23 protein-coding genes are annotated in these 24,823 nt (G+C 58.5%); all 23 read left to right on the top strand.

Annotated elements, in window-relative coordinates:
- Nucleotides 1-54: 54 nt before the first annotated feature.
- The 23 genes from sleB to GE107_RS00220 all read left to right on the top strand — a co-directional run bounded on the left by sleB (nt 55) and on the right by GE107_RS00220 (nt 24,705).
- Nucleotides 55-822 (top strand): spore cortex-lytic enzyme, encoded by a 768-nt coding sequence (gene sleB, locus GE107_RS00330; RefSeq protein WP_219637412.1) that lies wholly within the window; start codon nt 55-57, stop codon nt 820-822.
- A gap of 339 nt (nt 823-1,161) precedes the next feature.
- Nucleotides 1,162-2,448: an EF-P 5-aminopentanol modification-associated protein YfmF gene (yfmF, locus tag GE107_RS00325; protein ID WP_219637411.1), complete on the top strand. Its 1,287-nt coding sequence runs from the start codon at nt 1,162-1,164 to the stop codon at nt 2,446-2,448.
- A gap of 25 nt (nt 2,449-2,473) precedes the next feature.
- Complete coding sequence (gene yfmH / locus GE107_RS00320; protein WP_219637410.1) at nt 2,474-3,760, top strand: EF-P 5-aminopentanol modification-associated protein YfmH; 1,287 nt, start codon at nt 2,474-2,476, stop codon at nt 3,758-3,760.
- On the top strand, nt 3,757-4,491 hold the full coding sequence (ymfI, locus tag GE107_RS00315; RefSeq protein ID WP_219637409.1) for an elongation factor P 5-aminopentanone reductase: 735 nt from the start codon (nt 3,757-3,759) through the stop codon (nt 4,489-4,491). The genes yfmH and ymfI overlap by 4 nt, the downstream gene beginning before the upstream one ends.
- A 98-nt stretch (nt 4,492-4,589) precedes the next feature.
- Nucleotides 4,590-4,844: a DUF3243 domain-containing protein gene (locus GE107_RS00310; protein ID WP_219637408.1), complete on the top strand. Its 255-nt coding sequence runs from the start codon at nt 4,590-4,592 to the stop codon at nt 4,842-4,844.
- Nucleotides 4,845-5,089: 245 nt separating this feature from the next.
- On the top strand, nt 5,090-5,860 hold the full coding sequence (locus GE107_RS00305; RefSeq protein WP_219637407.1) for a DUF3388 domain-containing protein: 771 nt from the start codon (nt 5,090-5,092) through the stop codon (nt 5,858-5,860).
- Nucleotides 5,861-6,041: 181 nt separating this feature from the next.
- Complete coding sequence (locus GE107_RS00300) at nt 6,042-6,905, top strand: helix-turn-helix domain-containing protein (RefSeq protein WP_219637406.1); 864 nt, start codon at nt 6,042-6,044, stop codon at nt 6,903-6,905.
- Nucleotides 6,906-7,045: 140 nt separating this feature from the next.
- On the top strand, nt 7,046-7,537 hold the full coding sequence (locus tag GE107_RS00295; RefSeq protein ID WP_219637405.1) for a YajQ family cyclic di-GMP-binding protein: 492 nt from the start codon (nt 7,046-7,048) through the stop codon (nt 7,535-7,537).
- 143 nt (nt 7,538-7,680) lie between these two features.
- Nucleotides 7,681-9,009: a 30S ribosomal protein S12 methylthiotransferase RimO gene (gene rimO / locus GE107_RS00290; protein WP_219637404.1), complete on the top strand. Its 1,329-nt coding sequence runs from the start codon at nt 7,681-7,683 to the stop codon at nt 9,007-9,009.
- Complete coding sequence (gene pgsA, locus GE107_RS00285) at nt 9,006-9,635, top strand: CDP-diacylglycerol--glycerol-3-phosphate 3-phosphatidyltransferase (RefSeq protein WP_219637403.1); 630 nt, start codon at nt 9,006-9,008, stop codon at nt 9,633-9,635. Before rimO ends, pgsA begins: the two co-directional genes overlap by 4 nt.
- Nucleotides 9,636-9,637: 2 nt before the next feature.
- Nucleotides 9,638-10,891, top strand: coding sequence for a competence/damage-inducible protein A (locus tag GE107_RS00280; protein WP_219637979.1), 1,254 nt, complete (start codon nt 9,638-9,640; stop codon nt 10,889-10,891).
- Nucleotides 10,892-11,256: 365 nt separating this feature from the next.
- Entirely contained in the window at nt 11,257-12,309 is a 1,053-nt protein-coding gene (recA, locus tag GE107_RS00275; protein WP_219637402.1) for a recombinase RecA, read from the top strand.
- 62 nt (nt 12,310-12,371) lie between these two features.
- Entirely contained in the window at nt 12,372-13,301 is a 930-nt protein-coding gene (locus GE107_RS26945) for a regulatory protein RecX (RefSeq protein WP_219637401.1), read from the top strand.
- A 272-nt stretch (nt 13,302-13,573) separates the two neighbouring features.
- Nucleotides 13,574-15,139 carry a ribonuclease Y gene (gene rny / locus GE107_RS00265; RefSeq protein ID WP_255570110.1) on the top strand — a complete coding sequence of 522 codons (1,566 nt, stop codon included), beginning with the start codon at nt 13,574-13,576 and terminating at the stop codon, nt 15,137-15,139.
- 164 nt (nt 15,140-15,303) lie between these two features.
- Nucleotides 15,304-16,098: a TIGR00282 family metallophosphoesterase gene (locus tag GE107_RS00260; RefSeq protein ID WP_219637399.1), complete on the top strand. Its 795-nt coding sequence runs from the start codon at nt 15,304-15,306 to the stop codon at nt 16,096-16,098.
- Nucleotides 16,099-16,265: 167 nt separating this feature from the next.
- On the top strand, nt 16,266-16,526 hold the full coding sequence (locus GE107_RS00255) for a stage V sporulation protein S (RefSeq protein WP_007430104.1): 261 nt from the start codon (nt 16,266-16,268) through the stop codon (nt 16,524-16,526).
- A 153-nt stretch (nt 16,527-16,679) separates the two neighbouring features.
- Nucleotides 16,680-17,615: a dipeptidase gene (locus GE107_RS00250; protein WP_219637398.1), complete on the top strand. Its 936-nt coding sequence runs from the start codon at nt 16,680-16,682 to the stop codon at nt 17,613-17,615.
- Between the two features lie 184 nt (nt 17,616-17,799).
- Entirely contained in the window at nt 17,800-19,536 is a 1,737-nt protein-coding gene (locus GE107_RS00245; RefSeq protein ID WP_219637397.1) for a 2-oxoacid:acceptor oxidoreductase subunit alpha, read from the top strand.
- Nucleotide 19,537: 1 nt separating this feature from the next.
- Nucleotides 19,538-20,404 (top strand): 2-oxoacid:ferredoxin oxidoreductase subunit beta, encoded by an 867-nt coding sequence (locus tag GE107_RS00240; protein WP_219637396.1) that lies wholly within the window; start codon nt 19,538-19,540, stop codon nt 20,402-20,404.
- Nucleotides 20,405-20,494: 90 nt separating this feature from the next.
- On the top strand, nt 20,495-21,073 hold the full coding sequence (pduL, locus tag GE107_RS00235) for a phosphate propanoyltransferase (protein ID WP_219637395.1): 579 nt from the start codon (nt 20,495-20,497) through the stop codon (nt 21,071-21,073).
- A gap of 170 nt (nt 21,074-21,243) precedes the next feature.
- Nucleotides 21,244-22,803, top strand: a complete 1,560-nt coding sequence (miaB, locus tag GE107_RS00230; protein WP_219637394.1) for a tRNA (N6-isopentenyl adenosine(37)-C2)-methylthiotransferase MiaB — start codon at nt 21,244-21,246, stop codon at nt 22,801-22,803.
- Between the two features lie 28 nt (nt 22,804-22,831).
- Nucleotides 22,832-23,314, top strand: coding sequence for a YlbF/YmcA family competence regulator (locus GE107_RS00225; RefSeq protein WP_219637393.1), 483 nt, complete (start codon nt 22,832-22,834; stop codon nt 23,312-23,314).
- A gap of 227 nt (nt 23,315-23,541) precedes the next feature.
- On the top strand, nt 23,542-24,705 hold the full coding sequence (locus GE107_RS00220) for an iron-containing alcohol dehydrogenase (RefSeq protein ID WP_219637392.1): 1,164 nt from the start codon (nt 23,542-23,544) through the stop codon (nt 24,703-24,705).
- Nucleotides 24,706-24,823 lie beyond the last annotated feature (118 nt).

Genomic DNA, 24,823 nt, shown 5'->3' with positions numbered 1-24,823 from the left:
TTCTCATACTAACGGGCGACAACCCATGTTGAATGAGAAAGGCGTGAGCTCAAGGTGAGGTATCGTCTCGTGATTTTGACGTTCTGCCTCGTGGTCGGCTTGTTGGCCCTGTTCAAACTGGAGCACGGGGAAAGCAGCCGGGAAACGTTCGGAACGACGATATTGAAGCAAGGGGCCTCCGGCAAAGACATTTACGAGCTGCAAGGCAGGCTGAAATATCTCGGTTATTTCGACGGCAAAGTCGACGGCCAATTCGGGGCGACCACGCTGAACGCCGTCAAATGGTTCCAATGGAAATTCGGCATGAAGGCCGACGGCGTTGTCGGTCCGAAGACGAAGCTGAAGCTCTGGAAAGCGACGAAGGATTGGAAGCCTACGGCAGCCGACTTGCCCCCGAGCGCCGGACAAGTCGGAGGCGGAGGAACGTCGCGCGCGGAGTCGCTGCCGGCTTCCAACCATTACGGCTTTACGGACAAAGACATCAAAATGATGGCCAACGCCGTTTACGGCGAATCCCGCGGGGAGCCCTACGAAGGGCAAGTGGCTGTGGCCGCCGTCATCCTCAACCGGGTGCGCGACGAGGAATTCCCGAATACGCCGACCGGCGTCATCTTTCAGCCCGGCGCCTTCACGGCGGTGGCGGATGGCCAAATTTGGCTGACGCCGAACGCCTCCGCCATGAAAGCGGTCAAGGACGCGCTCAGCGGCTGGGATCCGACCGACGGCTGCCTGTATTACTTCAACCCGGAGACCGCTACCTCCAAGTGGATTTGGACCCGCCCGCAATATAAAACGATCGGCAAGCACATTTTCTGCCGGTGACGCGTCGCCCCGGTTATCGTGATTCAGAATGTATCAAATTTGCTTTGCTTTTCTAAACGTTACAGAAAGTAAAATGCGAATTCGTTCTACGGAAAGTACAAACTTTCTGTACCTAGAAAAACTTCCACCATAAGCGGTCACTCATCTCCGAAATGCATCGACAGAAGTATTTCTATTATCACTCCGATAAAAACGACTTTCTCTGTTCAAAAGGACGACGAAGTCGTTTTTACTTGCAGCATTTGCTTCCCCTTTGTCCCATCGGTTAGAATGGGGCTGACTGCGCATAAGCGCATGGATTGAGGGAAGCGACTAAACGCAGAAGGGGCTTGAGTGACCATGCCGGAAGGATTTGAACGCGGCGCGTTGGGGCGGCTTCGCCTGCACGTGCTGCCGACGAAACGCTTCAAAACGTTCGCGGTGTCGCTGTTCGCGGGCGTTCCTCTGACCGAATCCGGGGTGACCAAGGCGGCGCTCACCCCTTTCGTGCTGCGCAGGGGCACGCAAAGCTACCCCGAAACGATCGCGTTCCGGGAGCGGCTCGACGAATTGTACGGAGCGGGATTCGGATTCGATCTGTACAAGAGGGGCGACAACCATGTCGTCCAATTTCGCGTGGACATGATCAACGACCGTTTCGTGTCTTCGGACGACTCCTTGCTGCGGGAAGCGCTGCGTTTCCTTGGCGAGGTCGTGACGGCTCCGGCACTGGAGGAGGGGCGGTTCCGCTCCCGTTACGTGGAAGCCGAGAAATCGACGGTGGCCAAACGCATCGAGGCCGTCATCAACGACAAAATCCGATATGCTTCGGAACGATGCACCGAGGAGTTGTGCCGGGGGGAGCCCTATCGGCTTCCGGCGATGGGACGCAAGGAGGATTTGGACAGCATCGATGCCGCTTCGCTCTTCCGGAATTATCAGGATTGGCTCGGGCAGGCCGCTTTCGATTTGTACGTCGCGGGAGACACGAGCTTGGAAGAGGTCGAGAAGTATGCCGCGGAAGCTTTCCGTCTGCCGTCCGGAACGCCCTCCGGTTATGTGCCGACCGTCCTGCATCCGGCCCGGCAACAAGTCCAGACCATCGTAGAACGGCTGGACGTAGGTCAAGGCAAGCTGAACTTGGGGCTGCGCGTCGGCTCCGCCTACGGCCGCGACGATTATCCCGCGCTGCTTCTGTATAACGGATTGCTCGGCGCGTTTCCCCATTCCAAATTGTTCGTTAACGTCAGGGAGAAAGCGAGCCTGGCGTACTACGCTTCTTCGCGTCTCGACGGCCACAAGGGCCTCATGACGATCCAATCGGGCATTGAAATCCCGAATTACGACAAAGCCGTCCGGATCATCCTGGATCAGCTGGCCGCGATGGAGCGGGGCGAATTCGGCGATGAGGATCTGGGCCGCACGAAGGCGATGCTCTCCAACCAGCTTCGGGAAATCCAGGATTCCGCGTTCGAGCGGATCGGCTTCGATTACAACGCGATCGTATCCGGCAAGGAACGGACCGCGGAATCGTTTATCGCCGATTTGGAGGCCGTGACGCCGGATCAGATCGTGGCCGCCGCGAGCGGCGTCAAGCTGGACACGATCTATTTCCTTCGGGATCGCAAAGACGAGGCCGCCATATGAGTTATCGATCGGAGGTGAAGGCTTAATGGAGAAGCTGGAGTATCCGAAGCTGCAGGAGACGTTGTGGCACGAGAAGCTGGATAACGGCCTGGAGGTTTACCTGCTGCCGAAACCCGGGTTTACCAAGACGTATGCCACGTTCACGACGCGTTACGGGTCGATCGACAACCGCTTCCGTCCTCCGGGACGCGAAGAGATCAGCGTGCCGGACGGAATCGCGCATTTTCTCGAGCACAAGATGTTCGAGGAACCGGAAGGAGACATCTTCTCCCGTTTCGCCGCCCAGGGGGCGTCCGCGAACGCGTTTACGAGCTTCGATCGCACCGTGTACCTGTTCTCCGCTACCCGCCAAATTCCCGAAAATCTGGAGACCCTTCTTGATTTCGTACAGAATCCATATTTCACGGACGAGAACGTCGAGAAGGAGAAAGGGATCATCGTCCAGGAGATCGACATGTACCGCGACAATCCGGACTGGCGGGTGTATTTCGGCCTCATCGAGGCGCTCTACCGCCGCCATCCCGTGCATATCGACATCGCGGGGACGGCCGATTCCGTCCGTTCGATCACGAAGGAAATGCTGTACGACTGCTACCATACGTTCTATCACCCGTCGAACATGACGCTGTTCGTCGTCGGCGGGATCGATCCCGAGGCGACGATGGCTCTCGTGCGCAACAACCAGGCCGCCAAGTCGTTTAAGCCAAGCGGCGAAATCGTCCGCTTCTTCGAAGAAGAGCCCTCGGAGGTAAGGGAGGAAGTCCGCCGGATCGCGCTGCCGGTTTCGCTGCCGAAATGCCTGTTCGGCTTCAAGGAAGAACCCGGACCCGCGAACGGGGAAGAGACGATTCGCCGGGAGCTGGCGAGCAAGCTGATGCTGGAAGCGCTCCTGGGTGCCAGTTCGCCGCTGTATCAACAGCTGTACGACGACAACTTGATCTCCGACAATTTCGGGCACGAGTACAATACGGGACCGGGATTCGCGTTCTCCGTCATCGGAGGAGAGACGCGCGATCCCGAAGAGCTGAAAAACAGGGTGTGCGGTGCCTTGTACGAAGCCGCGGAGCGGGGCATCGACGCCGGCGTGATCGAACGGACCCGCCGCAAGCGGATCGGCACCTTCCTGCGCATGATGAACAGCCCGGAAGCGATCGCGGGCGAGTTTACGCGCTACCGGCACAAGGGCGGGGATCTGTTTCGCGTCGTCGAGCTGATCGAGAGCTTGACGGCGGAGGAGGTCAATGCAAGACTCCGGGAACACGCGTCGAAGGAACGGTTCGCCGTTTCCATCGTCAGGAGCGGTACGGCTTGAATAGGCGCGCGCTCGTCACGGGCGGCTCCCGCGGCATCGGAGCCGCGGCCGCCCGCCGATTGGCCGCGGGCGGAGCCGACGTGGCCATACCCTATTACGCGTCCGAAGAAGCCGCTCAGCGTGTGGCCGCCCAATGCCGCGAACTCGGCGTGCGGGCGGAGCCGATCCGCGCGGACGTCCGCGACGGCGAGTCTCTGCTGGCGCTGAAAGATCGCCTGGAGGCCCTGGAAATGTCCCCCGATATTCTCGTGCACAGTGCCGGAACGGCGTTCTACGGACTGCTCGAGGATTGCGGGGAAGACGCATGGGACGAAATCATGGGGGTTCATTTGAAAGCCGCTTACCGGCTGACCCGGTTGTTTGCTCCCGGGATGGCATGGAGACGATGGGGACGAATTATTTACATGTCCAGCATCTGGGGCGTCATCGGCGCCTCGGGGGAAGCCGCATATGCGGCCGCCAAAGGCGGATTGAACGCCTTCGCCAAGTCGATGGCCAAGGAGCTTGCTTCGTCCGGCGTCACGGTGAACGCCGTCGCGCCGGGGGCGATCGAGACCGACATGCTGGCCGGGCTTACCGAAGAAGACCGCCTTGCGATTTGCCGCGACATTCCGCTCGGTCGTCTTGGACAGCCGGACGAAGTCGCGGATTTGATCCGATTCCTCACGTCGGACGAAGCGGGCTACATGACGGGGCAAGTGCTCGGCATCAACGGCGGTTGGTCGGCATAAGCCTGCCTTAGCGAGGGTATAGTAAAGTCAAGCTGGTTTCCCGCGCGTATTGGCGGGAGATGTAGGCTGACCTGAATAGCGAAGGAGGCTTAAGCTCGATGTCGACCGTACTGCACAATTTCGAAACCTGGAAGAAGTTTTTGGGCGACCGCGTGGCAGCCGCCAAAAGCATGGGCGTTGGAGAGGATACGATCAAGAAGCTGGCTTATGAAATCGGGGAGTTCCTCGAGAACAAGGTCGATCCGAAAAACGACGAGGAGCGCGTCCTGAAGGAATTGTGGGACGTTGGCGACGAATCCGAACGCCAAGCGATGGCTAGTCTTATGGTGAAGCTGGCCGAACGGAACGAGTAACGTCGTTCGAAAACGAGAGCCTCGAACAAAACGGATTCCTTCCCGTCTGGGATTCGGCTTTTGGCGGGATCCTTCGAAAGCCTCCTTCGGGAGGCTTTCTGTCAATCGCAAGGTTTAGGGGGACCGTATTAGGACTTTAGGCGCAATCGTTTCTTTTTATTTTGCAGGAGAATGGGGAGCGTTGTAGAATAAAATAGAATCAAGGAAAATCAAATGTTCTTCCGTTCATCGGATGAGGTGCGTCAATGGAACCGAAACAATGGTACATGGAATACAAAATTCATAAAAACCGCCCTGGGCTGCTCGGAGACATCGCTTCGCTGCTCGGCATGCTGGGCGTGAATATCCTTACGATCAACGGCGTGGAAGACCGGGCGAGGGGCATGCTCCTGCAGACCGATGACGAGGAAAAAATCGAGCTGCTCGGCAAAATGCTCACCAAGGTGGAGAACATTACCGTCAACAAGCTTCGCCCGACCCGGCTGACGGATATTCTTGCCGTGCGGCACGGCCGATACATCGAGAGGGACTCGGACGACCGCAAGACGTTCCGGTTCACCCGGGACGAGCTGGGGCTGTTGGTCGATTTTCTCGGAGAGCTGTTCAAACGGGAAGGCAACCAGACGATCGGCCTGCGCGGAATGCCTCGCGTGGGCAAGACGGAGTCGATCATCGCCGGAAGCGTTTGCTCGAACAAGCGATGGACGTTCGTGTCCTCCACGCTCCTGCGGCAGACGGTGAGGAGCCAATTGTCGGACGAGGAGATGAACCCGAACAACGTGTTCATCATCGACGGCATCGTGAGCACGATCCGCTCCAACGAGAAGCATTACAATTTGCTGAAAGAGATCATGGCGATGCCTTCCACCAAGGTGATCGAGCATCCCGACATTTTCATGCGGGAGTCGGAATACGACTACGATCTGTTCGATTGCATCGTCGAGCTGCGCAATACGCCGGATGAAGAAATCACATACGAGAACTTCACGACGGCCGGGTTGGGCGACGATTTTTGATCTTACATAGGGAGTTTGGCGTGTAATAGGGAGTTTTACTTCGTCAAACTCTCCCCGCTCAAACGCTCACCGCTACATAGGGAGTTTGACGTGTAATAGGGGGTTTGACTTCGTCAAACTCTCCCCGCTCGAACTCCCGCCGCACTACGCTTCATCGCAGAATCCACAGGAGGTGAAAGTCATGTCCGATTTGGGAGCCTTGCTGCGCAAAGCGCGGGAGCAGCGCGGCTATACGCTGGACGACGTCCAGGAAGCCACCAAGATCCGCAAAAGATACCTGGAAGCGATCGAGTCCGGCGATTACAAAGTGCTGCCCGGATCGTTCTACGTGCGCGCCTTCGTCAAAACCTACGCCGAAACGGTCGGGCTTGACGCCGAAGAAGTGCTTCGCCTTTACCACAAGGAGCTTCCGAAGCCCGCCTCGCCCGAATCCGCGCCCGTCGAGCCCATGATAAAGAAGAGCCGGCGCAGCGCCCAGCACAACGACCGCTGGGGCAAAGTTTCGGTTACGCTGCTTCTCTGGCTGTTTCCGATCTTGATCGTGGCCGTCATCTATATTTACTTGCAGCAAAACGCGGACAAGAAGCCGAACGAAGTGAACAACGGTCCGATCACGACGGAAATCGCTTCGCCGACGCCTTCCGAAGTCACTCCTTCGCCTTCCGCTTCGCCGAGCGTGACGCCGACGGAATCCGCGAGCCCGACGCCGAGCGCGACTCCGGTTACGTTTACCGAGACAAAAGCGACGAAAACGATGCGTTACATCGACGTAGCCCCAGGGGGTGCGCACAAACTGCAAATTGAAGTGACGGGAGACTGCTGGATCGATGTGAACGAGAAGAGCAGAACCGGTAAATCCCTTTTCAGCAAAATGATCAAAGCCGCCGATACGCCACAGACTTTGTATTTCGATATGACGGGGCCCTTGTACGTTAATATCGGGCGGGCGGATAACGCCAAAATCACGATCGACGGAACGCTTTTCGACGACGGGGATAAGGCGAACCGGGTGCGCTACATTTTCACTCCGGCTGCCGCCCAGTGATTAGGCGATTCGGCTCTTACGGCGGTATGGCCCTCTTCGGAGGGTCTTTATTATTGAATGAGAAGGCTGGATTTTGGGTGGCAGGCGCCCCATGCTATAATGTAGGAAAAATAGGCACAGTCGGAAAGGAAGTCGGTCCCTTGGCATCGGAATATTCTTTTGACGTGGTATCGAAAGTCGACATGGAAGAGGTCAAAAACGCGATCACGCAAGCGATGAAAGAAATCGAAACCCGTTTCGATTTCAAAGGCAGCAAGAGCAGCATCGAACTGGAGAAGGAAGAGATCGTCGTCCGCTCGGATGACGATTACAAGCTGAAGAGCGTCATCGACATCCTGCAGACGAAGCTGCTCAAACGGGGCGTGCCGATCCGCAATCTCGATTACGGCAAGATCGAGCCGGCCTCCGGCGGTACGGTGAAGCAGAACATTAAGCTCCGCCAAGGCGTGGATCAGGAGAACGCCAAAAAAATCAACATCCTCATCCGCGACTCCAAACTGAAGGTGAAAAGCCAGATCCAAGGAGATCAGATTCGCGTGACGGGCAAAAGCAAAGACGATCTGCAAGCCGCCATGTCCCTGCTGCGGGGTGCCGATCTCTCGTTGGAGCTGCAATTTACCAACTATCGCTAAGCAACCATCGTCTATTCGTCACCAGGCGCTCCAGAAGATGGGAAATCCCGCGAAACGTCGGTCATGGCGCCTTTTGACACGTATAGGGGCTTGGATTATACTGTTGGGGACAAGAATGGACGAACGTTTGGGGGAAGTCACCGATGCCGGAGAAAGTCAGCGTCGTCACGCTCGGCTGCGAGAAAAATTTGGTCGATTCGGAGATCATGTCGGGCCTGATTCACCAGCGGGGGTATACCCTCGTGGAGAAGCCGGAAGACGCCACGGTCGTGATCGTGAATACGTGCGGTTTCATCGACGCCGCCAAGGAAGAGTCGGTTGGTACGATCCTGAATCTGGCGGAGCTTAAGGAAACGGCACGGCTGAAGGCCTTGATCGTATCCGGATGCCTTACGCAGCGCTATAAGCAGGAATTGATGGAAGAAATGCCGGAAATCGACGGAATCGTCGGCACCGGGGATTTTCACAAGATCAACGATATCATCGACGAGGCGCTGCGCGGACGCAAACCGGTATACGTGGGCAACCCCGTCTTTACTTATGAAGAGAACATGCCGCGCCTTCTGTCGACGCCGCGCCATACCGCTTACGTGAAAATCGCCGAAGGCTGCGATAATGCCTGCACGTTCTGCAGCATTCCGATCATGCGGGGCAAATTCCGAAGCCGGTCGGTGGAATCGATCGTAGCCGAAGTGGCCAGCTTGGCGGCGCAAGGCGTGAAGGAAGTCAGCCTGATCGCCCAGGATTCGACCAATTACGGGACGGATCTCTATGAGGGCTTCAAGCTGCCGGAGCTCCTGAACCGGGTCTCCGAAGTCGAAGGAATCGAATGGGTGCGCCTTCACTATGCGTATCCGGGTTTCTTCACGGACGAATTGATCGAAACGATCGCCTCGAATCCGAAAATCTGCAAATATATCGACATGCCGCTGCAGCACAGCGAGGATGCGATCCTGAAGCGGATGCGCCGGCCGGGCCGCCAGCGGGACGTACGCGAGCTCGTCTCCAAAATCCGCGCGCGCATTCCGGACGTGGCGTTGCGGACTTCGATGATCGTCGGATTTCCCGGCGAGACGGAAGAGGATTTCGCCAAGCTGTGCGATTTCGTGCGGGAAATGAAATTCGACCGACTGGGCGTGTTCACGTACTCGCAGGAGGAAGATACGCCGGCGAGCCGCTTGCCGGACCAGCTGCCGGAAGAGATAAAAGAAACCCGAGCGAACCTCCTGATGGAAATCCAGCGCCAGGTCGCCCAAGAGAATTCCGCGAAATACGTCGGCAAGGTGCTGGAAGTCCTGGTGGAGCGCTATGACGGCCGAAGCGATGTCTACGTCGGCCGCAGCCAATTCGACGCGCCCGAAATCGACGGCGAAGTCTACATTACCGGCTGCCGCTCGGAAATCGGGGAAATCCGGCGCGTTCGCATTACGCACGCTTACGAATACGATTTGTCAGGGGAGGGAATCGCGTGAATTTAGCCAACAAGATTACCCTGGCCCGTATTTTCATCGTCCCGATCATCACCTTCGTGCTGCTGGTCCGTTTGGACTTGGGCATTCTCGTCATCGGCGACTATTCGATTTCTTACAACCAGGTCGTGGCCTTGCTGCTGTTCATTATCGCAGCCAGCACCGACGGCTTGGACGGCTACATCGCCCGCAAACGCAAAATCGTCACCAACCTCGGCAAACTGCTCGATCCTCTGGCCGACAAGCTGCTCATGGCCGCGGTGTTGATTTCGCTCGTCGAAATGGGCAAACTCGGCGCCTGGGTTGCCATCATCATCATCAGCCGCGAATGGGCCGTAACCGGCCTGCGCCAGGTGGCGCTGCTGGAAGGAACCGTCGTGGCCGCGAGCCAATGGGGCAAGTGGAAAACCGCGATCCAGATCGCGATGATCATCGTGCTCTTGATCAACAATTTTCCGTTCAACTTCATCAACGTCCCCATCGACCTGATCGCGGTTTGGGCGGCCGTCTTGATCACGGTGTATTCCGGGGTCGATTACTTCGTCAAAAACAAAAATCTCATTCCGGTTTCGGATCCCCCGGCGGGCCCGTCCGGACCGGCTGAGAAAGAGGTGCGCCGGAACGCATGAGCATGAGAGCGGAAATCGTGTCGGTCGGCACGGAGCTGCTCCTCGGTCAAATCGTCAATACGAATGCCCAGTTTCTGTCCCGGGGTTTGGCGGAGCTGGGCATTGACGTTTATTATCAGACCGTGGTCGGCGACAACATGGACCGGCTTATCGAAACGATCAAGTTGGCGCGGACTCGGGCGGATTTGCTCGTGTTTACAGGCGGGCTGGGCCCGACGATGGACGATTTGACCCGGGACGCGGTGGCGGCCTATCTCGGGCGCGGCATGCACATCCACGAGCCGACGATGCGGAAGATCTCGGACATGTTCGCCGGGCGCGGAGCCGCGATGATCGAGAGCAACCGCAAGCAGGCCATGCTGGTGGAGGGCGCGACGCCGCTGCGCAACAGCACCGGACTGGCGGTCGGCAACGCCCTTTCCGCGGAAGGAACGCATTACTTGCTGATGCCCGGACCGCCAAGGGAAATGAAGCCGATGTTCGAGGAAGACGCATCGGCGTGGTTGAAGGGGCTGATAGGTGCGGCGGACACGCTTCACTCGGTGATGCTCCGTTTTGCGGGAATCGGCGAGTCCGCGCTCGAAGATTTGCTGATCGACCTGGTCAGGGAGCAAACGGATCCGACCCTCGCGCCGTACGCGAAGGAAGGGGAAGTTGCGGTGCGCGTGTCGACCAAAGCGTCTTCGGCCGAGGAAGCGTCGCGGAAAATGGAGTCGACGCTGGCGGAGATACGCCGACGGACGGATCGGTTCCTGTACGCCGAAGAGGATATCGCGCTCGAAACCGCGGTCGTGCGGCTGTTGCTTGCGAGACACGCCACCTTGGCGCTGGCGGAAAGCTGTACCGGAGGGATGGCGGCGGAGATGGTGACGTCGGTGCCGGGCAGCTCGGAAGCGTTTCTGGGCGGCGTGGTGAGCTATACGAACGCGGTCAAACAGGGGTTGCTCGGCGTGCCGGCTGCGCTGCTTGAAGGCGATGGCGCGCCGGGAGCGGTAAGCGCGGAAACGGCGGCCGCGATGGCGGAAGGCGCCCGGGCCGCGTTGGACGCCGACTTCGGCGTCTCCGTGACCGGAGTCGCCGGTCCCGCGGCGTCGGAAGGCAAGCCCGTCGGGCTCGTATACGTCGGATTGGCGGAGCGGGGCAAGCCGGCCCGGACGGAGAAGCTGCAGCTGTCCGGCGACAGGGAAGGCATTCGCCTGCGCGCGTCGAAGCGCGCGCTGTACCGGCTGTGGCTGGCGCTGACGGGTCGGGAGTGACGGCATGGGCACGCGGCTGTAATAGGCGGAATATAGGCGAATAGCGGAACTGATCGCTTGGCAGGCGGGATATCGGCGGAATAGCGGAACTGAGTTCCGTTCAATCGCCTGGCGGGCGGGATATTGGCGAATCACCAACCTGGCCTCATTATGTCCCGCCGGGACGAAAATTTTCACCCAAAGGGTTGTCAACGATCCGGGAGTATGGTAAAGTTTTGTTGAAAGTTGCGGAAGAACCGTAGCGAAGAATACTTTGCTGCGGTTCTTTTTCGCAGAATAATCGAACAAATGTTCTTAAAATGCTTGGCAAACGATAGGAAAACGGCTATGATGAAATTATTAAAGAGGATAAGGATGTGGGTGTGTTGTCGGATCGTCGCGCCGCATTGGAGATGGCTCTTCGCCAGATCGAGAAGCAGTTCGGTAAAGGCTCTATCATGAAGCTCGGAGAGAACACCCAAATGCAAGTAGAGACGTGTTCGAGCGGCTCGATTGCACTGGACATCGCGCTCGGAATCGGCGGATTCCCGCGCGGAAGAATTATCGAAGTCTACGGACCGGAGTCTTCCGGCAAGACGACGGTCGCCCTGCATGCGATCGCCGAAGTACAGCGCGCCGGCGGGCAGGCGGCATTCATCGACGCCGAGCATGCGCTCGATCCGCTGTACGCCAGCAAGCTGGGCGTCAACATCGACGAATTGCTGCTCTCCCAGCCGGACACCGGGGAACAGGCGCTGGAGATCGCGGAGGCGCTCGTACGGAGCGGGGCGGTCGACATCATCGTCGTGGATTCCGTCGCGGCGCTCGTGCCGAAAGCCGAGATCGAGGGGGATATGGGCGATTCCTTCGTCGGCTTGCAGGCGCGGCTGATGTCCCAGGCCATGCGCAAGCTGTCCGGCGCCATCAGCAAGTCGAAGGCGATCGCGATTTTCATCAACCAGCTGCGGGAGAAAGTCGGCGTGATGTTCGGCAACCCGGAGACAACCCCCGGCGGACGCGCGCTCAAGTTCTATGCCAGCGTTCGCTTGGACGTCCGCCGCGTCGAATCTTTGAAGCAAGGCAACGACGTCGTCGGCAACCGGACCCGCATCAAGATCGTGAAGAACAAGGTGGCGCCACCGTTCAAGCAGGCGGAAGTCGATATCATGTACGGCGAAGGCATTTCCAAGGAAGGCAGCATCATCGACATCGGCGTCGAGATGGATATCGTCCAGAAGAGCGGCGCGTGGTTCTCCTTCAACGGCGAACGGCTGGGCCAAGGACGCGAGAACGCCAAGCAGTTCCTGAAGGACAACGCCGAAATCTCCTGGCAGATCGAGAAGCAAATCCGCGAAGCGACCTTGAGCGAGGCCGCGAACGCGAAGCCGGCTGCGTTCGCGGCGGCCGACGATGAAGACGATTTGGAATTCGATGAATAAGCAATGCGGAATCGCGGCAGCGTCCCTGCCGCTTTTTTGTTTAGAAGCGGGGTTGATTACCGGTGAAGGAATACGGGAAGGGAAAGGTAAGCAGAACGGCGGGCGGCAAACGGGAGCGAGATCGGCATATTGGCGAAGAATCCGGTTCGGAATGGATCCGCAACGTTGCGGAAGCGGAAGTGATCTCGGTCGAGACGTTTCCGAAGCAGCCGGGCATGTACCGGATCGCGATTCGTTTGCACGGAGAACGGGAAGCGGACGAGGATTCGGGCACGTATCAGGCGGCGGAACCGGATCCAGAGCCAAACCCGCCCGCCGCGGTTCCCGGAGATTGGCATGCCGAAGTCGATGCCTGGATGGCTGATGCGGTGCAAGCGGCTGCTGCCGATCGCGGGGAAACCGTCGTGACGGTTCACGAAGACACGCTCGTCGAAATGCGTTTGCTCAAGGGACGGCGGTTATCGGCCGAAGAGTGGGAAACGCTGCGGCGGAAAGAAGCGCAGGAAGAAGCTTACCGCGCAGCGCTTTCGATATTGGAACGCAAAGCGCGTACGAGCAAGGAGCTCTCGGATGCGCTGAAGCGAAAGGGATATCCCGCGGACGTGATCCAAAGCTGCCTGAAACGTCTGCAGTCTCGCCGCATGCTTGACGATTCCGCGTATGCCAGGCGGTACACGGAACAGCGCGCGGCCGGACAGCGCAAAGGCCGGAGGCTCATCCGCCAGGAGCTGCTGCAGCGCGGGGTAGCGAAGGAAGATGCGGACAAGGCGCTCGGCGAACTGGACGCGAACGTGGAACTGGAGGCGGCATTCGCGCTGGCCCGCAAGAAGTGGCCGCAGTGGAAGGGCGAGCTTCGCGAGCGGAAGATGAAGCTGACCGCATTTCTATTGAGGAGAGGCTACCCGAACGGCGTCGTCCGATCGGCGTTGAATCGCGTTTTAGCGGAAGCGGATGCGCAGCAAGAGGACGATATCGGCGGCGGGGATTGGTAGACGTCCGCATTCGCGGACCGCAAGCGACGGTTGGACCGGACGAGCCGACGGGAAGCCGCTTCCGGTTCTCCGCGCTTGCTTGACAACTCATTTTGGCTAAAGCTACAATGAGTCTGTATTCCATCTTCCCATCCCGAATCGTTTTTCCTTCCAAAAAATGATTCGGAACGCGTTTTTTCGACCCTTTTTACTGCTTTGCCAACATGGAAAGTAAACGGTTTGGAAACCGGCAACCCACAATTTCATAAGTATCCCAAGCGTTTGCCTTGGTGATGCAACGAGGAGGTGAGACCATCGTGGACACCTGGATCTGGGTCTTGATCGTTCTCGTTGTTGGCGCGCTTTTCTTTGGGATCGGTTATGTCGTACGCAAATCCATTGCGGAAGCGAAAATTTCCAGCGCCAATGAGGAAGCCCGCCGAATCGTCGAAAGCGCGAAGAAAGACGCGGAAGCGATTCGGAAAGAAACGGTGCTGGAAGCCAAAGACGAGGTGCATAAGCTCCGTAACGAAGCGGAACGCGACATTCGCGAACGCCGAAACGAAATTCAACGCCTGGAAAGGCGGCTGCTGCAGAAGGAAGAGTCGCTGGATCGGAAACTTGAAGCGTTGGAACGCAAAGAGGAGCAGGTCGCCAACAAAGAGAAACGAGTCGAAGAATCCCAGGAACAAATCGAAATCCTGCATAAGCGTCAAGTGGCGGAACTCGAACGCATTTCCAACCTGACGACGGAAGAAGCGAAGCAGCTCATTTTGTCGACGGTCGAACAGGAAGTGCGCATCGAAACCGCGCAAATGATCAAGGATATCGAGCAAGAAGCGAAACAAGAAGCCGACAAGAAGGCACGCGACATCATTTCTCTCGCTATCCAGCGCTGCGCGGCGGATCACGTGGCGGAGACCACGGTTTCCGTCGTTTCGCTGCCGAACGAAGAAATGAAAGGCCGCATCATCGGCCGCGAAGGCCGCAACATCCGCGCGTTGGAGACGCTGACGGGGATCGACCTCATCATCGACGACACGCCGGAAGCGGTTATCCTGTCGGGATTCGATCCGATTCGCCGCGAAATCGCGAGAACTTCGCTGGAGAAACTGGTGGCGGACGGACGCATTCATCCCGCCCGCATCGAGGAAATGGTGGAGAAATCCCGCAAGGAAGTGGACGAGAGGATTCGGGAGTATGGCGAGCAGGCAACCTTCGAGGTCGGCGTGCACGGTCTTCATCCGGATTTGATCAAAATCCTGGGCCGCCTGAAGTTCCGGACAAGTTACGGCCAGAACGTGCTGAAGCACTCGATGGAAGTGGCTTATCTGACCGGACTGATGGCCGCGGAGCTGGGAGAAGACGTTTCGCTTGCCAAACGCGCCGGCTTGCTGCACGATATCGGCAAAGCGCTCGACCACGAAGTGGAAGGCTCGCATGTCGAGATCGGCGTGGAATTGGGCAAAAAGTACAAAGAGCATCCGGTCGTCATCAACAGTATCCACTCCCACCATGGCGACGTGGAAGCGACTTCGGTCATCGCCATGCTCGTCGGCGCTGCCGACGCGCTGAGCGCGGCCCGTCCAGGCGCGCGCCGCGAGACGCTCGAGACGTACATCAAACGGCTCGAGAAGCTCGAGGACATTTCCGAATCGTTCGAGGGCGTGGAGAAATCGTACGCCATTCAAGCGGGCCGTGAGGTTCGCGTCATGGTGCAGCCGGAGAAGATCGACGATACGGAAGCGTTCCGTTTGGCACGCGACATCACGAAGAAAATCGAGAGCGAGCTGGACTATCCGGGTCATATCAAAGTTACCGTGATCCGGGAAACGCGCGCGGTCGAGTACGCGAAATAAAACCTGGAATGCAGGGAATGCTGAAAAGTGGCTGCGGCAGATGCAGCCACTTTTCCTTTTACTTAGCCGCTTTATCCGGGGGCTCCCCCAAAAGGAATCGGAATAAGCTTCGAAGCTTCGCGTCACTTTTGGGGGACTAAACTAAGGGAAGGGGATATTACGTCATGCGCGTCGTGTTTATCGGCGATATCGTCGGCAACGTCGGACGGGAAACCGTCAAACGGCTGCTGCCTTGGATCGAGGAGAAATACCGTCCACATATCATTATCGCCAATGGAGAAAACGCCGCGGGCGGCCGAGGCATCAATGCCGCCATCGCCCGCGATCTATACGACTGGGGGGTCCACGGGATCACGATGGGCAACCATACGTGGGACAACCGGGAAATCTTCGATTTCATCGACGACGAGTCCCGCATCGTCCGACCCGCGAACCTGCCTCCGGGCACGCCCGGCAGGGGCGCGATGATCGTCAAGGGGAACGGCAAGGAGCTCGCCGTCGTCAACCTGATCGGCCGGACGTTCCTGCCGCCGTCGGATTGCCCGTTCCGTGCCGCGGACGAGCTGCTCCCCGAGCTGCGCAAGCGGACCAAAAACGTGCTGGTGGACTTCCACGCCGAGGCGACGAGCGAGAAAATCGCGATGGGCTGGTATTTGGACGGTCGCGCTTCCCTCGTCGTCGGCACGCACACGCACGTCCAGACGAACGACAATCGGATCCTGCCTGAGGGAACGGGATACGTCACGGACGCCGGGATGACGGGACCTCGCGACGGCGTGCTGGGCATGGAGAGAGAGGGCGTTCTTCGCCGGTTTCTGACCGGCATGCCTTCCCGCTTCGTCGTGAGCGAAGGTAAATGGATCTTGAGCGGCGTATTCGTCGAAATCGACGAGGCGACCGGCCATGCGCAGAAGGTTCAATTGATCCGCACGGATGAGGATTCTTGGATTGCCAGCTAATATTCTAAAAATTTCTGCAATTTAAACCGTTCCTCCCTCCGGGAAAGAAGGAATTTTCGCACGGCTCACCGAATAGTATCCGATAGTGAGCCTATCCTTTGATTCCGTTGCAGTCGGTCCGATCATGCCCGCATGGCGACCGGTTGTCCCTAGAGGAGGTACTGGACATGGACGTTTTGAAAGTTTCCGCAAAATCCAATCCAAACTCCGTTGCAGGCGCACTGGCGGGCGTCCTACGCGAACGAGGAAACGCCGAACTTCAGGCGATCGGAGCCGGCGCTTTGAACCAGGCGATTAAAGCCGTGGCGATCGCACGCGGGTTTGTCGCCCCGAGCGGGGTAGACCTGATTTGCATCCCGGCTTTCACGGATATCGTCATCGACGGGGAGGATCGCACAGCCATCAAGCTGATCGTAGAGCCCCGCTAAAAAGAAACGGAATCGAATAGCCGCCGACCTGCCAGCGTTCTTGATGCCGGCCGCAGCCCCGTGCCGCGTTGCCGAATCCCGAAGACGCGCGGCGGGTTTTTTTTGTGCGGATGGAGGACTTTGTTTTGGGGGACCAAGCGAGGAGGGATCCGGATGTATACGGCCGATCTTCACTGCGACGTGATCAGCAAAATGCTACAGCATCCCGGACTTAGCCTGCTGCAGCCGGACGACCGGCTCGACGTCACCGTTGAGAGACTGAAAGAGGGCGGCGTAGCCCTGCAAGTTTTCGCGCTTTACCTGCCCGACTCGTTGCCCAAAAACCCGGAGTCCGTATTCCGCGCCGCAGAGTTGTATTGGAGCGGCGTGCTTTCCCACCCGGAATTGCGTCCCGTAACCCGTTCATCCGATTTGGACACGGCCGCGTTCCCCGGCAAAATCGGCGCGTTGCTCTCGCTCGAAGGCGCCGACGGCTTGCAAGGGAACCTATGGGCGCTTCGGCTGCTGCATCGTCTCGGGCTCCGTTTGCTCGGGCCGACTTGGAACCATGCCAATTGGGCTTGCGACGGCGCGACCGAACCTCGGGGAGGGGGGCTTACGAAAGCCGGGAAACAGCTGGTTGCGGAGTGCGAGGCTTTGGGTATCCTGTTGGATGTATCCCACTTGTCCGACCGGGGGTTCTGGGATTTGGCGGATCTCGCGAGCCGGCCTTTTTTCGCCTCCCATTCGAACGCCCGGGCGCTTACTTCCCAAGCCAGGAACTTGACCGACGAGCAGATCCGGGCGCTGGCCGCGGTTGACGGCATCATGGGGGTCACGTTCGTGCCCTGGTTCCTCACCGCCCAAGAGCCCGCCCGGATCGACGACATCCTGCGGCATGTCGAATACGTCTGCTCTCTGGCGGGGGCACGCCATGTCGCCTTCGGATCGGATTTTGACGGAGTCGAACGCCACGTGCGCGGTCTGGCGAATCCCGGGCAGTATCCGGCGCTCGCGAACGCGCTGCTCAAACGTTATCCGGAAGAGCAGGTCCGCGGGTTTATGGGGGGAAACGCAAGGCGGTTTTTCGCAAAAAATCTCCCAAACTGAATTTTTCGCCTTACATCGTTCTCATCTTGGCATTGATTCCATCGAAAAGAACTATCTTTCATTTCGGTTATTATAGCTTGCAATTTGGAAGAGCGAATCATAAAATTTATTTGGTCAATGTAAAAAATTTATAATGATTCCATTGTCGAAAAATCGTCACACGAAGATTAAGGAGATGGACATTGTGATCAGTCAACTGTCATGGAAAATTGGCGGCCAGCAAGGGGAAGGCGTGGAGAGTACCGACCGGATTTTCTCCACCGCGCTGAACCGGCTGGGATACTACCTGTACGGGTACCGGCACTTTTCCTCGCGGATCAAGGGCGGACATACGAACAACAAAATCCGTATCAGTACGAAACCGATCCGCGCGATTTCCGACGACTTGGACATTCTGGTCGCGTTCGACCAGGAGAGCATCGACCTGAACGCGGGCGAGCTGCGTCCCGGAGGCGTCGTCGTCGCCGACGCCAAATTCTCCCCGACGCTTCCGGAAGGCATCCAGGCGCGTCTGTTCGCGGTACCGATTACGGCGATCGCGGAAGAGCTCGGCACTTCGCTCATGAAGAACATGGTGGCATCCGGCGCGTCCTGGGCGCTGCTCGGCCTGCCGATCGAAGTGTTCAACAAAGCGGTGGAAGAAGAGTTCGGACGCAAGGGACCTGCCATCGTCGAGAAGAACATCGAAGCGGTGCGCCGCGGCTCCGAGTTCGTCCTGGAGCAAGCCGGAGGACCGCTTGAAGAGTTCAAGCTCGAGCCGGCCGACGGCGTGCAGAAGCTGTTCATGATCGGCAACGAAGCGATGGCGCTCGGTTCGATCGCGGCAGGCTGCCGGCTCATGTCCGCTTACCCGATCACGCCAGCCTCCGAAATCATGGAATATTTGATCAAGAAGCTGCCTAAATTCGGCGGCACGGTCGTACAGACCGAAGACGAAATCGCGGCCGTCACGATGGCGATCGGCGCCAACTACGGCGGCGTGCGCACGATGACCGCGTCCGCGGGTCCGGGTCTTGCGCTGATGATGGAAGCGATCGGCTTGTCCGGCATGACCGAGACGCCGCTCGTCATCATCGACACGCAGCGCGGCGGTCCGTCCACGGGCCTGCCGACCAAGCAGGAGCAATCCGATATCAACGCGCTCATCTACGGCACGCACGGCGAAATCCCGAAACTGGTCATCGCGCCGAGCACGATCGAAGAATGCTTCTACGACATGATCGAAGCGTTTAACCTGGCGGAGCAATACCAGATTCCGGTCATCGTCGCGACCGACCTGCAGCTTTCCCTCGGGAAGCAATCCTGCGACATGCTGGACTACGATTCGATCAAGATCAACCGCGGCAAATTGATCGAAGGCGAACTGCCGCCGCTTGAAGAGCACCGGATGTTCAAGCGCTACGAGTTCACGGAAGACGGCGTTTCGCCGCGCGTCCTGCCCGGCATGAAGTATGGCATCCACCACGTTACGGGCGTTGAGCACGACCAGGAAGGCCGTCCGTCGGAAAACGCGCTGAACCGCGAGAAAATGATGGACAAACGCCTCGGCAAAATCAAGTCGCTGCGCATCACGAACGCCGTGAAGGTCCATGCGGAGGAGCCGGCGGCCGACATCCTGATCGTCGCCATGGGATCGACCGGCGGCACGATCGAGGAAGCCCGCGAACGCTTGAGCAAAGACGGCGTCAAAACCGGCCACGTCACCGTTCGCCAAATGTTCCCGTTCCCGAGCGAACAGCTTGAACCGCATCTGAAGTCGGCGAAGAAAGTCGTCGTTCTCGAGAACAACGCAACCGGACAGCTGGCTAACCTCATCAAGCAGAACATCGGCTATCACGACAAGATCGAGAACGTCCTGAAATACGACGGTACGCCGTTCCTGCCTTCGGAAGTCTACAAAGCCTGCAAGGAGCTGAACTAAAATGGCGACATTCAAAGAGTTTCGCAATAACGTCAAGCCGAACTGGTGCCCGGGCTGCGGCGACTTCTCCGTACAGGCGGCGATTCAGCGTGCGGCGGCTAACGTAGGCCTCGAGCCGGAAGAGGTAGCCGTCATCTCCGGTATCGGCTGCTCCGGCCGGATCTCCGGTTACATTAACGCGTACGGGCTGCACGGCATCCACGGCCGCGCGCTTCCGATCGCGCAAGGCGTCAAGCTGGCCAACCGCGAGCTCACGGTCATCGCCTCCGGCGGCGACGGCGACGGCTTCGCGATCGGCATGGGCCATACGGTCCATGCGATCCGCCGCAACCTTAACATCACGTACATCGTCATGGACAACCAGATTTACGGCCTGACCAAAGGGCAAACGTCCCCGCGCAGCGCCGAAGGCTTCAAGACGAAATCGACGCCGGAAGGCTCGATCGAGTCCACGCTGTCTCCGCTCGAGATCGCCCTGTCCGCGGGAGCGACGTTCGTCGCGCAGTCGTTCTCCAGCGACCTGAAGCAGCTGACCTCCCTGATCGAAGAAGGCATCAAGCACCAAGGCTTCTCGCTGATCAACGTGTTCAGCCCCTGCGTCACGTTCAACAAAGTGAACACGTACGACTGGTTCAAGGAGAACATCGTCAACCTCGAGCAGTTCCCGGATTACGATCCGTCGAACCGCGTCGCGGCCATGAACAAAATCATGGAGACGAACGGAATGCTCACGGGCCTGATCTACCAGGACAAAAACCGCAAGTCGTATGAAGACCTGGCCGTCGGCTTCAAGGAGCAAGGACTCGCGAAGCAGAAGCTGGAGCTGTCCCGTGCCGATTTCGACAAATTGTTGACCGAATTCAAATAATCGACGATCGGCCGGCCTTGTAGAGGCGCGCGGGGTTTGGACCCGCGCGCCTCTTGCGTTACAATGGGAGAAAGAAGGAGGACGGAACAGATGGACGATACGAAAAAAGTGCCGATCGGCGTCTCCGCGCGCCACATTCACCTTACGCAGGAACATGTAGAAGCGCTGTTCGGACCGGGGGCCAGTTTAACGGAATTCAAGCCGCTGTCCCAACCGAACCAGTACGCCGCGAACGAGACGGTGGCCGTTTACGGCCCCAAAGGTTCGTTTTCCAAAGTCCGAATTCTCGGACCGGCCCGTAACCTCACGCAGTTGGAAATATCGCGCACCGACGCCTTCGCGCTCGGCATCGACGCCCCGGTCCGGGAATCCGGGAACATCGAGGGCACGCCCGGCGTCCGGATCGTCGGACCGGCCGGCGAGGTCACGGTGGACAAAGGCGTTATCGTCGCCGCGCGCCACATCCATTTTCACACCTCCGACGCGGACAAGTGGGGCATCCGGGACAAGCAGCGGCTGCAGGTGCGGGTGGGCGGCGAGCGCGGCGTCATTTTCGACAACGTACTGGCACGGGTTTCCGAACATTTCGCGCTCGACATGCATATCGATACGGACGAAGGGAATGCGGCGGGCGTTTCCACCGGCGATTTCGGCGAGATTTTGGCATAACCGTCATCCTTTCCCCAATGGCAGACCCCGCGTCTTCATGGTATAATACGTGGGATTGACATTTGCGGGCGTCTGCCGCTTGGCCGAGCCCGACGCTATAAGCGGGGAGAGTTTGCTCTCGCAAACTCCCGATTAGACGTCAAACTCCCTAGTAGAAGGAGGAAATGGTTGTGGCCAAAGAGAACAAAGACTACAGCAAATATTTTGACTTCTCCGGCGCCAAGGTCATTTCCGAGGATGAAAGCGGACGAACGATCCGTCTGAACGGACGGGATATCCATATCGTTTCGGAGCCGGATTACCGGCAAGAGAAACAGCGCGGCAAGGAACAGATCCAAGTGCACTATGAAGACGCCGTGCCGGAACATCTGAGAAACCTCGGGACTGGCAAAAAATATTTGATTTATACGTACGGCTGCCAGATGAACGAGCACGATACCGAAGTGATGCGCGGACTGTTCGAAGAAATGGGCTATGCCGCCACGGAAGAGCGCACCGAAGCGGACGTCATCCTGCTCAACACGTGCGCGATCCGCGAGAACGCGGAAGACAAGGTGTTCGGCGAGCTCGGGCACCTGAAGACGCTGAAGACGGAGAAGCCGGAGCTCATTCTCGGCGTCTGCGGCTGCATGTCCCAGGAAGCCTCCGTCGTGAACCGGATCATGCAGAAGCATGCGTTCGTCGACCTCATTTTCGGCACGCATAACATCCACCGGTTGCCGCACCTGCTGCAGGAATCGCATTTCGGCAAGGAAATGGTCGTCGAGGTGTGGTCCAAGGAAGGCGACATCATCGAGAACCTGCCGAAGAAGCGGGAAGGGCTGCGCGCTTGGGTGAACATCATGTACGGATGCGACAAGTTCTGCACGTATTGCATCGTTCCGTACACGCGGGGCAAGGAGCGCAGCCGCCTTCCGGAGGACGTCATCGCCGAGGTCCGCGAGCTGGCGCGCCAGGGCTTCAAGGAGATCACGCTGCTCGGTCAGAACGTGAACGCCTACGGCAAAGATTTCACCGACCGGAACTACCGTTTCGGCGATCTGATGGACGACATCCGTAAAATCGACATCCCGCGCGTCCGCTTCACGACTTCGCACCCGAGGGATTTCGACGACCATCTGATCGAAGTGCTGGCCAAAGGCGGCAACTTGGTGGAACACATCCACTTGCCGGTGCAATCGGGCAGCTCGGAGGTGCTCAAGCGGATGAGCCGCAAGTACAACCGCGAGCAATTCCTGGAGCTGGTGCGGAAAATCCGCGCCGCGATCCCGAACGCCGTGCTGACGACCGACATCATCGTCGGCTTCCCCGGCGAGACGGAGGAGCAGTTCGAGGAGACGCTGTCGCTCGTGCGCGAGGCGAAGTTCGCGTCCGCGTTCACGTTTATCTACTCGCCGCGCGAGGGAACGCCGGCCGCCGACATGGCGGACGACGTGCCGTACGAAGCGAAGCAGAAACGCTTGCTCCGGCTGAACGAGCTGATCGCCGAATTGTCGCTTGAGAGCAACATGGAATTGGCCGGAGAGGAAGTCGAAGTGCTCGTCGAAGGCGAGAGCAAGACGAAGGCAGGCGTTCTGTCGGGCCGGACGCGTTCGAACAAGCTGATCCACTTCGAAGGACCGAAGGAATTGATCGGGGAATTCGTGAAGGTACGCGTCACGACGCCGCAGACCTGGTATATCCGCGCGGAAGCGATTGTCGGCGAAACGGCGGCGGAAGCGGCTGTGTAACGCCGGTTAACGGGAGGAGTTTCCTTAAATGAATGCACATGCGCATGACCACGATCACCTTCACGAGCATGGGGACGGATGCGGTATTCCGAAATTCGATAACCGCGAATTGATCGTGCGGGAAGATATTTTGGCCAGGGCCCGCGAGCTCGCTCATCTGATCACGACGACGGAAGAGGTCAGCCTGTTCCAGCGCGCCGAGAAGCTCATCCAGGCCAACGAGAAGGTTCAAGGTCTGATCGCCCAGATGAAGAAGAAGCAGAAAGAGCTGGTCGCCTTCGAAACGACGTTCAAGAACGAGCAGATGGTGGAGAAAATCCAGAAGGAAATCGACGCGCTGCAGGACGAGTTGGACGAAATGCCGGTCGTCCAGCAGTTCCAGCAGAGCCAAGTCGACGTGAATTATTTGCTGCAGTCGATCGTCTCGATTATCCGCGACACGGTGGCGGAGAAGATCGATATGGAAGCCGCTGAGCCGCCGCAAGCGCCTGCAGACGGATACGGCGAATAAATCGCAGCCGCATATCCCCGGGATTCAGCAAATTCAATATCCGCGATACTTTTCCGAATCGCTTCGATAAACGGCTATGCCGTCCGAATAGGACGGCATAGCCGTTTTACTGGGGATATGCGGCTTCGCCTTTGCCGAATTTGAGTTGCGGTTTCGCGTGTGATAGGATACGGGAGACGATAGTATAACGGAGTCCGCCGGAAAGCGGGAAAGAGAGGGAGATTGCCGTGAAATCGTTCGTTTTCGAGAATCCGACGAAGCTGATCTTCGGCCAGGGAGAGATCCGCCAACTGACCGCCGAAGCGAACAAACTGGGCAAACGGGTGCTGCTGTTGTACGGCGGCGGCAGCATCAAACGCAACGGCGTGTACGACGACGTGATGAAGGCGCTGCGGGAAGCAGGGGCGGAAGTCTGGGAGCTGTCCGGCGTGGATCCGAATCCGCGGATCTCCACGGTGCGCAAGGGCGCCGAGCTATGCCGGGAGAACGGCATCGATTGGGTGCTCGCGGTCGGCGGCGGAAGCGTGCTCGACTGCGGCAAGGCGATCGCGGCGGCCGCCGTGTACGAAGGGGACTTTTGGGACGTCGTCAGCCGCAAGCGTTCCGCCCAGGGGGCGCTGCCGCTCGGCACGGTGCTGACGCTGGCCGCCACCGGATCGGAGATGAATACCAATTCGGTCATCACGAACGAGGAGACGCAAGAGAAGCTCGGCTGGAGCAGCTATCACGTGTATCCGCGGTTTTCGATCCTGGACCCCGCTTACACGGCATCGGTCCCTAAGGACCAGACGGTATACGGAATCGTGGACATGATGTCCCATGTGTTCGAACAATATTTTCACCACGATGCCATGACTCCGGTGCAGGACGGCTTCTGCGAAGCGATCCTTCGGGCGATCGTCCGCACCGCTCCCGAGCTGATGCAGGATTTGGAAAACGTCGAGCTGCGGGAAACGATTCTCTATTGCGGGACGATGGCGTTAAACGGAGTGCTCTCGATGGGCGTGACCGGAGACTGGGCCAACCACGACATGGAGCACGCGGTGTCCGCGGTTTACGATATCCCGCATGGCGGCGGTCTCGCGATCCTGTTCCCGCATTGGATGGACTTGGCGGTGGAGAAGCACCCGGAGAGGTTCGCCCAACTGGCCGTCAACGTCTTCGGCGTGGATCCGGACGGCAAGAACACGCTTGAGGTCGGAAGGGAAGGCATTGAGGAGCTGAGGGAGTTCTGGAGGCAGATCGGCGCGCCGACCCGGCTTGGCGATTACGGCATCGACGATTCGAAGCTCGTGATCATGGCCGGCAAAGCGACTGCTGCCGGACCGAGGGGGCGCTACGTGACGTTAACGCTGGAGGATGTCGCGGAGATTTACCGCAAGGCATTATAAGTTGTATTCGTGGAAGGGTCGGGGTGGGATATAAGGCATTTTGTACCTTAACTCAGCCGCTCGCCCGCCATTTTAGTGGAATTAAGGCATTTTGTTCCTTAACTCGGTATCATGCCCG

The organism is Cohnella sp. CFH 77786 (assembly GCF_019400745.1).
Classification (GTDB): Bacteria; Bacillota; Bacilli; order Paenibacillales; family Paenibacillaceae; genus Cohnella.
The sequence above is the reverse complement of the archived record's forward strand: the minus strand, read 5'-3'. Positions and strand labels throughout refer to the sequence as shown.

What these genes read in the sequence shown, in the direction of transcription:
- yfmF (WP_219637411.1), top strand. Translation starts at nt 1,162, where the DNA reads ATGCCGGAAGGATTTGAACGCGGCGCGTTGGGGCGGCTTCGCCTGCAC.
- yfmH (WP_219637410.1), top strand. Translation starts at nt 2,474, where the DNA reads ATGGAGAAGCTGGAGTATCCGAAGCTGCAGGAGACGTTGTGGCACGAG.
- GE107_RS00310 (WP_219637408.1), top strand. Translation starts at nt 4,590, where the DNA reads ATGTCGACCGTACTGCACAATTTCGAAACCTGGAAGAAGTTTTTGGGC.
- GE107_RS00305 (WP_219637407.1), top strand. Translation starts at nt 5,090, where the DNA reads ATGGAACCGAAACAATGGTACATGGAATACAAAATTCATAAAAACCGC.
- GE107_RS00300 (WP_219637406.1), top strand. Translation starts at nt 6,042, where the DNA reads ATGTCCGATTTGGGAGCCTTGCTGCGCAAAGCGCGGGAGCAGCGCGGC.
- rimO (WP_219637404.1), top strand. Translation starts at nt 7,681, where the DNA reads ATGCCGGAGAAAGTCAGCGTCGTCACGCTCGGCTGCGAGAAAAATTTG.
- GE107_RS00280 (WP_219637979.1), top strand. Translation starts at nt 9,638, where the DNA reads ATGAGAGCGGAAATCGTGTCGGTCGGCACGGAGCTGCTCCTCGGTCAA.
- rny (WP_255570110.1), top strand. Translation starts at nt 13,574, where the DNA reads ATGCAACGAGGAGGTGAGACCATCGTGGACACCTGGATCTGGGTCTTG.
- GE107_RS00260 (WP_219637399.1), top strand. Translation starts at nt 15,304, where the DNA reads ATGCGCGTCGTGTTTATCGGCGATATCGTCGGCAACGTCGGACGGGAA.
- GE107_RS00255 (WP_007430104.1), top strand. Translation starts at nt 16,266, where the DNA reads ATGGACGTTTTGAAAGTTTCCGCAAAATCCAATCCAAACTCCGTTGCA.
- GE107_RS00250 (WP_219637398.1), top strand. Translation starts at nt 16,680, where the DNA reads ATGTATACGGCCGATCTTCACTGCGACGTGATCAGCAAAATGCTACAG.
- GE107_RS00240 (WP_219637396.1), top strand. Translation starts at nt 19,538, where the DNA reads ATGGCGACATTCAAAGAGTTTCGCAATAACGTCAAGCCGAACTGGTGC.
- pduL (WP_219637395.1), top strand. Translation starts at nt 20,495, where the DNA reads ATGGACGATACGAAAAAAGTGCCGATCGGCGTCTCCGCGCGCCACATT.
- GE107_RS00225 (WP_219637393.1), top strand. Translation starts at nt 22,832, where the DNA reads ATGAATGCACATGCGCATGACCACGATCACCTTCACGAGCATGGGGAC.